This window comes from Sporosarcina sp. 6E9 (assembly GCF_017921835.1).
GTDB lineage: Bacteria > Bacillota > Bacilli > Bacillales_A > Planococcaceae > Sporosarcina.
Genome location: NZ_JAGEMN010000004.1, coordinates 154986 through 168335 on the forward strand (window position 1 = coordinate 154986; position 13350 = coordinate 168335).

A 13350-nucleotide genomic window follows, 5' to 3' on the forward strand; every position below is an offset into this window, starting at 1 on the left:
ACAATCTACCTCTCTGCCTTTAACTCTAAAATGGCATCTCTTAGTTCTGCTGCAAGTTCAAATTGAAGATCCTTCGCGGCATCTTTCATCTCTTTTTCAAGCACTTTGAGAATCGATTCTTTCTCTGTCTTCGTCAGTTTTTTACCTTGTGTTATCTTTTCAATGTAAGTTTCTCTTTCTTCTGCAACGTCGGTTGCTCGAATGACTTCATGAATATTCTTTTTGATAGTCGTAGGCGTTATCCCGTGTTTCGTATTATAATCCCTTTGAATGTCACGACGACGTTCTGTCTCGCTAATCGCTTTTTCCATTGAATCCGTCATTCGATCGGCATACATAATGACATGCCCGTTTGAATTTCGCGCAGCACGTCCAATTGTTTGAATTAGCGCTCGTTCGGAACGTAGGAATCCTTCTTTATCAGCATCCAAGATTGTGACGAGTGATACTTCAGGTAAGTCTATACCCTCTCGTAGTAAGTTAATCCCTACGAGTGCATCGTAGGTACCCACTCTTAACTCACGAATAATTTCAATTCGTTCAAGCGTTTTGACTTCTGAATGAAGATACTGCACTTTGATACCAATTTCTTTTAAATAATCAGTTAAGTCTTCCGACATTTTCTTTGTTAACGTGGTAATCAGAACGCGTTCATTCTTTTTAACCCGTTCATTTATTTCATGTATTAAATCATCTATTTGTCCCTCAATTGGGCGAACATCAATCGTTGGATCTAACAATCCCGTCGGTCGGATAATTTGCTCGACCATTTCGGGCGTATGTTCAATTTCATATGGGCCAGGTGTTGCAGATACATAAATCGCATTACGAATGCGTCCTTCAAACTCTTGAAATGTAAGCGGCCTGTTATCAAGTGCCGAAGGAAGTCTAAAACCGTGATCCACTAAAACTTGTTTTCTTGCCTGGTCTCCATTAAACATTCCGCGAACTTGCGGCAAAGTGACGTGACTTTCATCGACGATTAATAGAAAGTCATCCGGGAAGTAATCAATTAGCGTATAAGGAGACGCACCCGGGGGTCTTAATGTCAAATGTCTAGAATAGTTTTCGATACCCGAACAGAAACCCATTTCACGCATCATCTCTAAATCATAGCGGGTTCTTTGTTCAAGCCGCTGTGCTTCGAGCAATTTATCTTCACTTTTTAATACCTGTAAACGTTCCTCTAATTCAACTTCAATATTATCGACTGCCTTCACCATTTTTTCTTCGCTCGTCACGAAGTGGGAAGCTGGGAAAACAGCAACATGTTCACGATTCCCAATAATTTCTCCCGTCAGTGCATCCACCTCTCGAATGCGGTCGATTTCATCGCCAAAAAATTCGATTCGAATACAGCGCTCGTCCCGTGATGCCGGAAATAATTCTACAACATCCCCTCGAACCCGGAACGTTCCGCGCGTGAAACTGATGTCATTTCTAATATATTGTATTGCGACAAATTTTCTCAGCAATTCATCGCGTCCAATTTCCATTCCTACACGTACAGAAACGACCATGTCGCGGTATTCTTTAGGCGAACCAAGCCCATAAATACACGAAACAGATGAGACAATAATTACGTCATTTCGTTCAAATAAAGAAGATGTTGCCGAGTGACGAAGTTTATCAATTTCATCGTTTATGCTCGCATCTTTCTCGATATAAGTATCTGTATGTGCAACATAAGCTTCAGGCTGGAAATAATCATAGTAACTAACGAAATACTCCACAGCATTGTCCGGAAAAAACTCTTTGAATTCGCTATATAATTGACCTGCTAATGTTTTATTATGCGCCATGACAAGTGTTGGTTTATTCACTTCTGTCAATACATTGGATACTGTAAATGTTTTTCCTGTACCGGTTGCTCCTAAAAGCGTTTGATGCCTTTTATCTTGTTCCAATCCTTTAATAAGTTGCTTTATCGCATGCGGTTGATCGCCTGCAGGCTTGTACGGTGATTGTAAGTTAAATGTTTGAACCATGAGGAGCCCCTCCCGTGCTAGTATAATCTTATTTTATCATATACCCTTTATTTATACGAATAAAAAGAGAACGTATGTTTTAACTATTTTCAACGTAAAAAAACGCTACGTCCACTCGTAGCGTTTTTTGTTCAATTACATTTTTCAAATTTCAATAGTTCATCTGTATAAGACAAGAAGGCGCTTTCGTCTCGATTGTCCAATGATTGATCGACAAGTCCATTGAGACGTTTTCTAATTTGTTCACGATGAAGACGTTTGAGAAACAAATCCATGTAAATTTCATTTAACAGTTTTTCCGCATGAGCCGAAGAGGTATTTCTGCCAATAGATTTCATAAATTCAGTGTATGAATACTTTTTTTCCAAAACGCTCACCCCTGTTGCCTTTTTACTATTATATATAATTTACAGGTGAAGTTGCAAGGTTTTTCGGAATTTTCTATTTAAACTTCTAAAAAAATCGTTCCCTGGTAAATTAAATACCGAGGGAACGATTTGCTCACTTTTCTTTAGTTACTTGAAGCGTTATCTCAGATACAGCGAGAACAATTATCCCAAGTAAGAAAGGAGTCCCTCCGAATCCAAATGTAAATAAGGCAGTGATTAGAACCAGTAAAGCTTGAAGCCATTGAACTTGGCGAACTGTACTTCGAATGGCTTCAGAACGTTTGTTGATTGGAAATAACATATCCATTCGAAACTCTTCGCCCGCACGCAACGCATAGATTAATTGAATCGCTGATGCAAATGCAAGTGCAGCTGTAAAAATATAGACAACAAGCGGGAATGGGATAAATACTGCACCTAGCACTGTAATTACTGTTAACCTCACCCATAACCAAAAAATATCATCTGTTCGAATTAGTGTGCGCTTGACCAAATACTTTTGGGCATCCGCCCCTTCAAACCGTGAGGGCGTCAACAAAAATCCGAGCCACCCTCGACGGCTAACAGAACCTTTCAAATGCGGCACATCGGTAAAGTAGTTTGCAAATCGATAGAAACGCATCATTCTATTTTGTTCTAGCGTGATGAAATGTTCATACGGAAAGGGCATATTTTTTTTCTGTTTCCGCCAATACGTTGAATAGACGCCAATTAGAACAGCGAATAAGATAATTAAGTATGGGTACGGGCTAAGCCATAAATAAATAAAGAATGATGCAGATACGAAGCGAAATGCTCGGTCTCCCCAAACCCATTCGCCACCTTTAGCATGTCTGAAATAAAATTCTGTTTCTATATAGATCCATTTTAACGCGACGATGAAGAATGCCAACCACATAAATTCAGCTTTGGTCCCGGTTTCTGTTGCTGATAAAAGTGGTAACGCAACAATATACAAAATAAAAGGCAATGGAAGTTGCGAAAAAGTCGACCAACGCAATGACTGTTTAAAATACAAATCCAGTTTAGTCTCCATTGGTAAAAAATAAACAGCATCGGCTGGCTTTAATAATGTAACCGGAGCAGAGTAGGCCAATGCTGCCCCAATAATAATTGCAGTTAGTAGCGCTGCTGGAAAATCTGGAGACACTTCTTTTAACCACTCGCTATACGTATAACCACCTGCGCCAATTGCAAAAACGAGAACCAATGCCAGATGACCAGTCACAACATACTTCATGTACTTTTGAAACTCTGTCATGTAATGAATAAATCGAGTTCCCCATAATTCACGCAAATTTTTCATGGCCATTGTCCTCTGTCATTGCGATGTATAAGTCGTCGAGCGACGCCTTAGGTCGTCCAAATGCTTCCCGAAGCTCATCCATCGTTCCTTGTGCACGCAACCTGCCTTCGTGCAGCAGGATGATTCTATCGCAGTATTTTTCAGCTGTTGATAAGATATGCGTGGACATCAGAACGGATGCCCCTTCATTCTTTCGTTCTGTCATTTGTTCGAGCAATGATTTTATCCCAATCGGATCAAGACCGACGAAAGGTTCATCAATAATGTACAGTGATGGATTGACGAGGAATGCACACATAATCATTACCTTTTGACGCATGCCTTTAGAAAAATGCGCCGGAAACCAACGAAGTCTTTTTTCCATCATAAACTCACGCAATAATGATGCCGACCGCGCTTCAAATGCATCTTTATCAAGTCCGTATGCCATGGCTGTCAGTTCCAAATGTTCGCGCAACGTCAGCTCTTCATAAAGTATCGGTGTTTCCGGTATATACGTAAATGATTTTCGATAAGTTTCGGGATCTTCACTAAACGTGACCCCGTTCAATCGAATTTCTCCGCTATGCGCATTCATTAAGCCAATAATATGTTTAATTGTTGTACTTTTTCCAGCGCCATTCAAGCCGATCAAGCCAACAAGTTCACCTTCGCCAATTTCAAATGACAAATCATGTAAAACGGGCTTTCTTGAATATCCGCCTGTCACATCTTTCAGTTCAACTATTGACATGTTCATCCCCCATTCTTTTCTTTAGTTTAACAAATCCGCAAGCAAAATACCTTGTCCTATGCATATTCATATTCATATTCTTATTCTTATCCATCAGTTGAAAATATGCTACAATTGTCTAAATAATGAAAGGAGTGTTGAATATGACAAGTTGTATTTTTTGTCAAATTATTGAAGGAGCCGTCCCGAGCGCGAAAATCTATGAAGATGAGCATGTCTACGCATTCATGGATATAATGCCGACTACAGAAGGACATGTTCTGCTCATTCCGAAAAAACATATTGAAAACATTTACGATTTTACTGAAGAGGATGCAGCCAACTTCTTCAAAGTCGCACCTAAAATTGCAAACGCGCTAAAAGCCGAATTCCGTCCCGCAGGATTAAATTTACTTCAAAATAATGGTGCACCTGCTGGCCAAAGCGTATTCCATTACCATATGCACTTCATCCCGCGATACGACGAAACGGACGGTTTCCAGTTATCAACATGGGAAACGAAACAGACGACATATACACCCGAAAAGATTCAAGAACTTGCAGATAAGATTAGAAGTGTACTTGCTTAACCGCTACTTTTAGTATATAGTAATCTATAAGTTTTTCGCTATCGATCATGAGGATACGATAGGAGAACAAATTGAGCTTAGCTGAGGAGAGATTAGAATTGAATACGAAGAATCTTGTTTTAATGGCCATGTTGGTTGCTGTAGGTGCCGCACTCTATTTAATCATTCCAGGAATTAATGGTGGCATGAAACCCGATTTCATGTTGACAATGATGTTTATCGGTATTTTACTATTCCGCGATGTGAAGAGCGTTTTTATTTTAACAATCGCGACAGGTGTTCTGTCAGGTTTGTTTTCGACATTCCCGTTAGGATTCCTCCCGAATATTGTAGATAAACTAATTACTGGATTTGTTTTCTATGCGGTGATCAAATTGTTCAAAAGTATTTCTTCTAATTTAATTGCATCGACTGTACTGGTTGGTCTTGGTACATTGCTATCAGGATTTATCTTTTTGTCAGTCGCAATTTTCATTTTAGCCGTAGATATTCCATTTACTTTGTTATATGCAATATTGACAGTTGTACTACCTACTGTCGCGCTAAATGGCATCGCATTTTTCTTAATCAACCCAATCGTAACAAAAATTTTGGAAAGATCCTCTTTTCATAAACCCGTTACGAACTAAAATTTCTTATCCAAAGCTTTTCGCTATTAGGCGAAAAGCTTTTTTTGTTTGCTCATCTATTGAATGCGTGGTTTAATTAAACTAGTGAAAGGAATACTATTCCTACAGAAAGGAGTTCATCACTTATGAAAGCATCTACTTTTTTCCTAGGCCTAGCAACAGGCACAGTTGCGGCAGCGATTACTGTACTCTATTCAACTCCAAAATCAGGTAGTGAAATTCGCACTTCTGTAAAAAGCGCTTCAACTGACTTTAGAGAAACATTTGGTGATATTAAACAAAAAGTAAATAATTTAAAACACTCGATTTCCAGTCTTTCAAAAGAAGCAAAAGAAACTGTCCCAGGCGCTGCCCGCGGAATCAAACAGTCATTTGAAAATTGGCAACAATCGACAGAACCAAATCGAATACGCCTCGAAAAAGAACTAACTGCAATCCAAGATGCACTGGAGAACTTAGAGCAAACGATAGCAGCGCAGCAAAAATAATCGTACTAGAAATTGGTTATCCTAACATTTCGGATAACCTTTTTCATTTCAATTAGAAGTTTTCGCAATTCTCACTTCTTTATCGTTTGCTTTCCTGCTATAATAAAAGAGGACGTTTAAAGAAAGTGGGGGTTTTACAATTGGATGAAAAATATTCACCAAAAGAAGCGATGATCTTTAGCCAGCGCATTGCTCAACTGTCTAAAGCTTTATGGAAAGCTGTAGAAAAAGATTGGCAACAATGGATTAAACCTTATGACTTGAATATTAATGAACACCATATTTTGTGGTTATCTTATCATCTGAAAGAGGCTACAATTTCGGATATATCGAAATTTGGTGTCATGCACGTATCGACTGCTTTCAACTTTTCAAAAAAATTAGAAGAACGTGGATACTTAAGTTTTTACAAATTAGAAGATGATCGCCGAAACACTTATGTTGCTGTAACGGCTGAAGGCGAAAAACTAATTTTAGAGATGAATCAAAGTTATTATGATACCGAACATAGAATACTTGATGGCTCACTGCCAATTAAGCAATTATACGGGAAATTTCCCGAATTTTTAGAAGTGATGGCTGTAGTTAAAAATATTTATGGTGAAGATTTTATGGAAATCTTCGAACGCGGCATTACCAATATTGAAAGTACATTCGATAGTGATAGTGGCGAATTGACATCCGCACGAAACTCGAGCTAATGAGAAAATGGGATTGGTTCTGTTTCAATCTGAATCACTTTATGCTATTATAACGAGTAGATGATTGAAGGGGAGGAAATACATTTGATCCTTGTAGTAACAGTTCTATTCTCATTATTTTACTTATATCAAATAAATAGAATGACATATATACTTTGCGCGACAAGGGAAATCCCCGAAGAAAAACAATCGAAAATATTTACGACTGTTAATATTCTCATTACAATATTAATGCTCTCATTTTTCGTTGAAGTCCTGTTAGCAGTTTAGAAAAAATGAAAAAGTCCAGTTTCCCCATGGGAAACCGGACTTTTTTCATTTTTACTTAATACAAGTATGCTGCACCGACAATAATTAATAAAATAAACAACACTACGATTAACGCAAAGCCTGAAGTACCTTGGTTGTATCCGCTCACGGGAGCACCCCCTCTCTCTCTTTATCGTATGCTCACCATTTACTGGTTCGTAGGCAAATAACCGTCGAAAGCTTTTTGTTTTAAGACTGAATTTATGATATAGTAACAACTGTTGCACATTACATTTAGGGGAGATTTCAAATGAGAAAAACAATGCTTGCACTCACATTAACCGCTTCCATCCTTGCACTTTCCGCATGTAGCGATAATAACGCTACTGATAACGAAGTAATCGCTACAACAAAAGCCGGAAGTGTAACAAAAGCTGATTTATACAACGAGATGAAGGGATCAGTTGGTGCTCAAGCTTTTGAAAATTTAATACTAAAAAAAGCAATCTCTAATGAATACGAAGTTTCAGATAAAGAATTAAAAGCAGCCATTAAGGAGCAAAAAGAAAGCTATGGTGAAAACTTTGAAGCGTTTCTTAAACAACAAAATTGGACAGAAGCGTTTTTTGAACAACAAGTTGAACTAAAAATGCTAAATGAAAAATTAATTGAGAGTTTAGATGAGATTACAGAAGAACAAATAAAAGCAGAATACGAGAAAATGAAAAAAGAAATTCACGCGCGTCATATTGTCGTTGACGATGAAAAAACCGCTAAAGAAGTCATTGCAAAATTAAAAGAAGACGGGGATTTCGCTGAACTTGCCAAAGAATACTCCACAGAAACTGTTGCGAAAGAAACTGGTGGAGACTTGGGATGGTTCGGCCCTGGAAAAATGGTGCAAGAGTTTGAAGATGCGGCATTTACCCTGCCAGAAAACGAACTGAGTGAGCCTGTTAAAACTAGCTTCGGCTATCATGTCATCGAGGTTACTGAGACACGTGATGTCGAGCTTACCGAGTCTTACGAAGAATTGAAACCTGGCATCGAAAACGGCCTTAAAAAACAGAAGTTTGAAGAAGCACTTGCAAATCTTGTAAGTAAAGTCGACGTCGACTTGAAAGACGAAACGTTTAAATCTGTATTAGAGGGCTGGCAAGGAACAGATAAATAGAATATCAAAAGGCTATCCTATGTGGATAGCCTTTTTTACGTACTTTTTCATTCAAATGTCGGTTTATAAAACGAACGATTATCCAATGGGAAGATTCGTTCAGAAAACTCCCCAGGTTTCGTCTTGCCAAGTGCACGGTCCAACATATTCATTTTCGCATCGATGTTATCAATGTAATGAAGGATTTCCGCTTCTTTTAACATCGGGCGTTTCGGGCTGCCCCATTCTTCTTTTCCGTGATGGGATAGCACCATATGTTGCAGCAACATGACTTCCTCTCCTGTAACTTCTAGCTCATCCGCCGCTTTCGAAATTTCATTGACCATAATAGAAATATGTCCAATTAGATTTCCTTCAAGCGTATATTGCGTCCCAATCGGACCAGATAGCTCAATCACTTTACCGATATCATGCAGAATAATTCCCGCGTATAATAAATCCTTATTCAACGATGGGTATAATTCAGCTAATGACTTTCCTAATTTCAACATGGATACGACGTGGTCGATTAACCCAGAAACATAGTCATGGTGATTTCGAGTCGCAGCTGGATATGTCAAAAACGCCGCTTCATGCTTCTTCAATAAATGACGCGTAATTCGTTGTATCTGTGGATTTTCCATTTCAAAGAAAAACGACATTAACTCTTCATACAACACTTCTTTACTTTTGGCAGCTGATGGAACTAAGTCAGAAATGGTCACATTTTCCGATTCTTTAATTGGGCGTATACTTTTAATACGCAATTGATTTTTCCCGCGATATTCATGAATATCCGCACCTACTTTTACGATTGTTGACGCTGGATATAATTTCATATGCTCATCCGTCGTGTCCCATAATTTCGCTTCTAAATCCCCGCTTTTGTCTTGTAAAATTAGGGTCATAAAAGGACTTCCTTGGGTCGTAACACCTTTAGTAGATTGCTTGATCAATAGATAAAGGTCTATTGTTTCGCCTACTTTATATTCGAGTAACTTCTTCATTAAACAACCGCCCCCTGTTCGTTTCCAATTTCTGAAACGTTAATTATTGTACCATCTACCCAATAATTTTTCATTTTTTCATGACAAGTAAAATAGATAAATTGATGTTGATGGGCAGAATCTACTAATTTCATCATACGCGAAAGTCGCTCTTCGTCAAAGTGAACAAACGGATCATCCATGATAATCGGAAATGGAGCGGTTTCCAATATTGATTTGGCAAGCGCTAATCGAAGTGATATATAGGCTTGCTCTTTCGTAGCCTGGCTAAGTTCAATAATTGGATATCGTATGCCCGTTTCTGATAAAACCTCAAATGTCCCTTTCTCTGTGATAATCAGCGCTGTATACTTACCATCCGTTAACGTTTTAAAGAGTTGCTCTGCATAGCCCAGTACCTCTGGTAATTTCTTTTCTTTTAAATCCATCATTGTTCGATTGATTGCCTCGTTAATTGCTTTTCGAGCAGACCACTCTTTCGCAAGTTCTGCGAGTTCTGCCTTCTTCATTTCAAAAAGTTGAAGTAGTTTACCATGAGTTTCATCCGTCAGAAGTTTTTCTGTTTTATTAACCAGTGCCGCCTTTTCATTGATTAACAAATCAACTTCTTCCGCAATTATCGACAACTCATCCTCATGAAAAGTAATTTTATCTTCAATTTCATTTTCGGTTATCTGTTCTTCAAAATACAACGATCCGATGGCTGTCATTTGTGATTCTATCGATGCTAACTGTTCTCTTAAGTTGTTTGCCTCTCGGTGAAAATCATATGCCTTGTAAAAATCCTCTTCCGTTTCCGCACCCGCTTCTTTTAACAACCCATGCAAGTTTATATCGAGCGAATCAATCAGCTCGTTAGTCTCGATCAATGAAGGCTTAAGTCGTTCAATCCTTGTCGTGATAGCTTTCTTTGTTTCAATCTCTTCATTCAACTGAATAAAAGTTTTACGTAGTACTTCATATACACTATCCTCTGAAACAGCTTGTTGCGCGACACGTTTAACTTCTTCAAATCGCAGCGCTAGATTCGCTTCAATCGAACGCTGTTGGTTCATGGCTTCTTTTACTTCTCGACCAACTTCTTGCACTTCTCGGATCATTCGAAATAACTCCGGAACAATTCCGGGCGATGGAAGCCCGTCAAAACCATATGCGCCAATAAACTCATTAAAACGCAACTCGCATTGATGCCTTAAGTTAGCTAAACGATCAATTTCTGATTGGATTGTCTCAGCGTTGCTTCTATTGGCTTGATTAGCTTCTTCCAATCGGTTCTTTTCACGTGTATAAAATTCAATTCGGTCTGAGAGTTGTTTCATTTCTCGTTCTCTATGGGCATGTGTTGAAACAACTTTTTCCATCGCAGTCAGCTTCGAGTCATCTGCATCGTCTTTTTTCGAATAAAAGAACATACCAATTCCACCTATAATCACACCTATAACAAGCGCTAACCATTGCAATTGAATGATCCCGAAACCGATACATGCAACGGCAATCAATAGCAAGCCGACAGGTAGTAACTGGGACTTATTTCCTTTATTGGCATGTTTATTAAACGAGATATACGCCTTGGCTTCAGCTAATTCTTGCTGTATCTTTGGCCATTCTTCTACTTGCTGTCGTTCTGCGGCAGATGGCGTCTGCAACGAGTCGAGTTGGGCACATAATTGTTCAATGTCTTTTTCTAACATTGCTTTTTGTTGTTCAGCAAAATCAATTTGATTGTTTATCATTGTTAATTCATTTAGAAATTCGTGCATTTCTTCTTCTTTCCGAAGAGAAACATCCGCCCCGAGTATGATTTGATACCCATCGTCACCTTTGATCCCTAGTCGGTCAAGCAATCGTTGCTTCAAACTGCTTAAACGACGTAGCTCATCATTTAAGGAAGTTTTTGTAGAGCGCCAACCATGCCATTCCGATTCTTTTGCCAGTAAGTCGTCGATTTTAGAAAGTTGGTCATCATGATCGTTTTTGGGCATGCGCCGATCCAACTCAATAAGCTCTTCTTCAATTCTATGATAAGCCGCTTTGGCTTCAATTAATTTACCCGACGTTGACTCCAGTCGACGTATGCCGTCAGCAGGAAATTTGGTAGTGCCAAGTCGCTCTAATTGTTGTCGAAGGGTATCCCTTTTCAGTTGCAGCGGCAATCGTTGTCGGTGAAGCGCAAGTTGTTCAAGTTGTTTTCGATGTTCGTTTTCTTGATTTCGCAATGAAGATAATCGTTCTTCGATTTCATGGATCCTCGAAATAGATGGTGCAAATTCTTCCACTTTTTCTTGTTCTTCTTTTAGGGAAATTTCAAGTTCTCGAAGTTCTTTCATCTTAACATTCATTTTTGGAACCCTGCCCGACTTTTTAAACAACTCGCCCATGTCCGTTTCCATTCGTTTTTCAAGTTGAATCAGACTATCAACACCTGTTGTCCCCGACGCCAGCAAAGTTCGGCTGAGCTCGTTCTCATCCATTTTTTCGAAATCTTGCAACTGGAGCAATGAAAATGAAAAAATGGATTCAAAAGAAGCTCGATTATACTGCCTTAAAAGAACCTTTAATTCCTCTTCCCCGCCTGTTGTTCCATCTTCAAAATAAACCGTGACATCCCCCGAGGATTTCCCGCGGATGCGTTCAATTGTAAAGTTTCCATAAAGCTCATCGACTAACTGAATTTGACCACCATACTTCCCGCCAGATTTAGGCTCATAACGTAATAAGGCACTATTTCTTTGTGGGAAGCCAAATAAAACATGGAGTATGAACTGTTGGATTGTCGTCTTTCCGGCTTCGTTCAATCCATAGACAATATTCAAATCAGAACTAAAATTAATCGTGACATTTTCATGTTTACCGAACCCGTAAATTAGCAACTGTTTAATCTTCACAAAGTCACCTCATTTGCCATGATTATCTTCGATTTCTCTTTTACTTCTAATATGTCATCTTCACTTAAAATAGGTAAATACTTTACGCCACGTGTATGTTGGTAGACGTCTTTTAAAACGTCTTTCCATTCCTCTTCAGTCCATTCGTTGATCATATTGAATACGGACTGCTCCAATACCCCTGTAGCTGTCACGCCATAAGCTTTCTTGAATGAAAGGGATTGTATCCAAACGAAGGACTCTTGATCTGAGATCACTTCTCGAAGCACCTCCAGCCATTCTTCAACCGGTGTTTGATCGAACATAGTGGCTGTTTCTAGGTCTACATCAGTCATCGTCAAGTCAATTATTCCCGCGCCATGTTTATCTTTAAAAGAGTCAATCGATTCTTTGCAGATTTCTATCCATTCATTTGCATGCCGAATGCCAGCACACGATATGTCAATCCGCTCGAAAACAATTTCAGACGATGGAATAAAGTTAAGTGCCGCTTCTGCTTTAGATAGATTCACTTCGTAAAACCCTTTTTCACCGCGCTCATTTCGATGCCTTCCTTGTAAATTCCCTGGATAAACGATTGGCGGTTCAGAGTGCAGTTGCTGGCGTAAATGAATATGACCGAGCGCCCAATAATCATAATGCTTTTGCAATAATTCTTCTTTGGTAAAAGGGGCATACACCGCATGCGTTTCATCCCCTGCTAAACTTCCATGTAGCATGCCGATATGAAATGCCGTTCCAGTATCTGCAATCGGGTAATTCGTAATCATAGACTCTCGAATATGGCGATCTTTGTAGCTAAAACCGTAAATATTTACTTGATCGCCGCGAATATTGAGCGTAACTTGTTCAACTTTCTCCTTAAATACATAGACATTTGACGGCAATTCAAATCTTGTCCACCTACCGCTTAAATGATCGTGGTTACCATATGAAATCACGACAGGTATATGCGCGTCGCTCAGTTTTTTCATTCCCTCTTGAAATTTCAACTGCGCGCGCAAACTTCGGTCTTCACCGTCATAGATGTCGCCAACAATCAGAACGAAATCCGGCTTTGTATGAATTGCATGCGAGATCAGTCGTTCAAAAGCAGCAAATGTACTATTACGCAAACTTACTAGCTGATCTACCTGCATCCCCGTCATCCCTTTAAAAGGACTATCTAAATGTAAATCGGCCGCATGAAGAAAACGAATTGTCGACACATGAATCCCTCCCCTTAAAAACGAATACTTGTTCCTATTTTACCA

14 protein-coding genes are annotated in these 13350 nt (G+C 39.1%); 6 read left to right on the forward strand and 8 right to left on the reverse strand.

Annotation, left to right across the window (positions count from 1 at the left end):
• Positions 1–5 precede the first annotated feature (5 nt).
• From uvrB to J4G36_RS15215, 4 genes are all read right to left on the reverse strand, one after another.
• On the reverse strand, positions 6–1988 hold the full coding sequence (gene uvrB, locus J4G36_RS15200) for an excinuclease ABC subunit UvrB (protein ID WP_210471254.1): 1983 nt from the start codon (positions 1986–1988) through the stop codon (positions 6–8).
• Between the two features lie 131 nt (positions 1989–2119).
• Positions 2120–2356 carry an IDEAL domain-containing protein gene (locus J4G36_RS15205; RefSeq protein WP_210471255.1) on the reverse strand — a complete coding sequence of 79 codons (237 nt, stop codon included), beginning with the start codon at positions 2354–2356 and terminating at the stop codon, positions 2120–2122.
• A 133-nt stretch (positions 2357–2489) separates the two neighbouring features.
• Positions 2490–3683 carry an ABC transporter permease gene (locus J4G36_RS15210; protein WP_210471256.1) on the reverse strand — a complete coding sequence of 398 codons (1194 nt, stop codon included), beginning with the start codon at positions 3681–3683 and terminating at the stop codon, positions 2490–2492.
• Positions 3667–4416, reverse strand: coding sequence for an ABC transporter ATP-binding protein (locus J4G36_RS15215; protein ID WP_210471257.1), 750 nt, complete (start codon positions 4414–4416; stop codon positions 3667–3669). The genes J4G36_RS15210 and J4G36_RS15215 overlap by 17 nt, the downstream gene beginning before the upstream one ends.
• Positions 4417–4559: 143 nt before the next feature.
• On the opposite strand from J4G36_RS15215, the gene J4G36_RS15220 reads away from it, so the two are divergent.
• From J4G36_RS15220 to J4G36_RS15240, 5 genes are all read left to right on the forward strand, one after another.
• Positions 4560–4985 carry an HIT family protein gene (locus tag J4G36_RS15220; protein WP_210471258.1) on the forward strand — a complete coding sequence of 142 codons (426 nt, stop codon included), beginning with the start codon at positions 4560–4562 and terminating at the stop codon, positions 4983–4985.
• 98 nt (positions 4986–5083) lie between these two features.
• Positions 5084–5614, forward strand: coding sequence for a tryptophan transporter (locus tag J4G36_RS15225; protein ID WP_210471259.1), 531 nt, complete (start codon positions 5084–5086; stop codon positions 5612–5614).
• 125 nt (positions 5615–5739) lie between these two features.
• Positions 5740–6102: a YtxH domain-containing protein gene (locus tag J4G36_RS15230; protein WP_210471260.1), complete on the forward strand. Its 363-nt coding sequence runs from the start codon at positions 5740–5742 to the stop codon at positions 6100–6102.
• Positions 6103–6242: 140 nt separating this feature from the next.
• Entirely contained in the window at positions 6243–6803 is a 561-nt protein-coding gene (locus J4G36_RS15235) for an HTH-type transcriptional regulator Hpr (protein WP_256439606.1), read from the forward strand.
• An 84-nt stretch (positions 6804–6887) separates the two neighbouring features.
• The gene (locus J4G36_RS15240; RefSeq protein ID WP_210471261.1) at positions 6888–7073 is read left to right on the forward strand and encodes a hypothetical protein; all 186 of its coding nucleotides are present in this window, start codon (positions 6888–6890) and stop codon (positions 7071–7073) included.
• 55 nt (positions 7074–7128) lie between these two features.
• On the opposite strand, the gene J4G36_RS15245 is transcribed toward J4G36_RS15240, so the two are convergent.
• Positions 7129–7221, reverse strand: coding sequence for a YjcZ family sporulation protein (locus tag J4G36_RS15245; RefSeq protein ID WP_210471262.1), 93 nt, complete (start codon positions 7219–7221; stop codon positions 7129–7131).
• Positions 7222–7362: 141 nt separating this feature from the next.
• Between J4G36_RS15245 and J4G36_RS15250 the strand changes: the two genes are divergently transcribed.
• Positions 7363–8226, forward strand: a complete 864-nt coding sequence (locus J4G36_RS15250; protein ID WP_210471263.1) for a peptidylprolyl isomerase — start codon at positions 7363–7365, stop codon at positions 8224–8226.
• A gap of 47 nt (positions 8227–8273) precedes the next feature.
• Here the strand turns inward: J4G36_RS15250 and yhaM are convergent, their stop codons facing one another.
• From yhaM to J4G36_RS15265, 3 genes are read right to left on the reverse strand one after another with little or no spacing between them, the layout of a single operon-like run.
• Positions 8274–9212, reverse strand: a complete 939-nt coding sequence (yhaM, locus tag J4G36_RS15255) for a 3'-5' exoribonuclease YhaM (RefSeq protein WP_210471264.1) — start codon at positions 9210–9212, stop codon at positions 8274–8276.
• Complete coding sequence (locus tag J4G36_RS15260) at positions 9212–12097, reverse strand: ATP-binding protein (protein WP_210471265.1); 2886 nt, start codon at positions 12095–12097, stop codon at positions 9212–9214. The genes yhaM and J4G36_RS15260 overlap by 1 nt, the downstream gene beginning before the upstream one ends.
• Positions 12094–13305, reverse strand: a complete 1212-nt coding sequence (locus J4G36_RS15265) for a metallophosphoesterase family protein (RefSeq protein WP_210471266.1) — start codon at positions 13303–13305, stop codon at positions 12094–12096. Before J4G36_RS15265 ends, J4G36_RS15260 begins: the two co-directional genes overlap by 4 nt.
• Between the last annotated feature and the right edge of the window lie 45 nt (positions 13306–13350).